A 986-nucleotide genomic window follows, 5' to 3' on the forward strand; every position below is an offset into this window, starting at 1 on the left:
CCTGACCAACGACACCTACCCCCGCGCGGTCAACCCGGACCTGTCCCAGAAGTCCGGGGACGACTGGGACGCCGTGGGCGTGGACATCGGCGACGGCGCCGCGATCGGCGCGCGGTCCGTGTGTGTCGCGCCGATGCGCATCGGCGCGTGGGCCCTGGTGGCGGCCGGCTCGGTGGTCACCCGCGACGTGCCGGACTTCGGCCTCGTGGCCGGGGTGCCCGCGAAGCGCATCGGCTGGGTCGGCCGGACAGGCCGCCGGCTGGCGGAGAAGGACGGCGTCTGGGTGTGCCCGGACACCGGGGAGACGTTCATCGAGCGGGACGGGGCGCTGCGCCCGGCCGGGCCCGCGCAGGAGGAGGAGAACCATGGCTGAGTTCATCCCGGCGGCGAAGCCGGTCATCGGTGACGAGGAGCGCGAGGCGGTGGACCGCGTCCTGCGCTCCGGCATGGTGGCGCAGGGCCCCGAGGTCGCGGCCTTCGAGGAGGAGTTCGGTGCCGCGATGGTGGACGGCCGGGCCTGCGTGGCCGTCAACTCCGGCACCTCCGGCCTGCACCTGGGCCTGCTGGCCGCGGGCATCGGCCCCGGCGACGAGGTCATCGTGCCCGCCTTCACCTTCGCGGCGACCGGCAACGCCGTCGCCCTCACGGGCGCGACCCCGGTCTTCGCGGACGTGGACCTGCAGACGTACACCCTCGACCCCCAGGACGTGCGCGCCAAGGTGACGGAGCGGACCGCCGCCGTCATGCCGGTGCACCTGTACGGCCACCCAGCCCGCATGGACGAGCTCGAGGCGATCTGCCGCGAGCACGGCCTCCAGCTGTTCGAGGACGCGGCGCAGGCGCACGGCGCCCGCTGGAAGGGGCGCCCCGTGGGCACCTTCGGGGCGTGGGGCATGTTCAGCCTCTACCCGACCAAGAACATGACCTCGGGTGAGGGCGGCATGGTCTCCGTGGGGGAGGCGGACGTCGCCCGTCGCCTGCGCCTG

At 74.3% G+C, this 986-nt stretch carries 2 protein-coding genes; both read left to right on the forward strand.

The window, feature by feature from the left end; translation table 11 throughout:
* A partial coding sequence (locus UN64_RS21665) for an LbetaH domain-containing protein (protein WP_486598929.1) occupies window positions 1-373 on the forward strand: 373 nt, incomplete at its 5' end.
* Window positions 366-986 (forward strand): DegT/DnrJ/EryC1/StrS family aminotransferase (locus UN64_RS21670; protein ID WP_139343243.1); only part of this gene is annotated, 621 nt, incomplete at its 3' end. The genes UN64_RS21665 and UN64_RS21670, both read left to right, overlap by 8 nt.

The organism is Fictibacillus arsenicus (assembly GCF_001999465.1).
In the GTDB taxonomy this organism is placed as follows: Bacteria; Bacillota; Bacilli; order Bacillales; family Fictibacillaceae; genus Fictibacillus; species Fictibacillus arsenicus.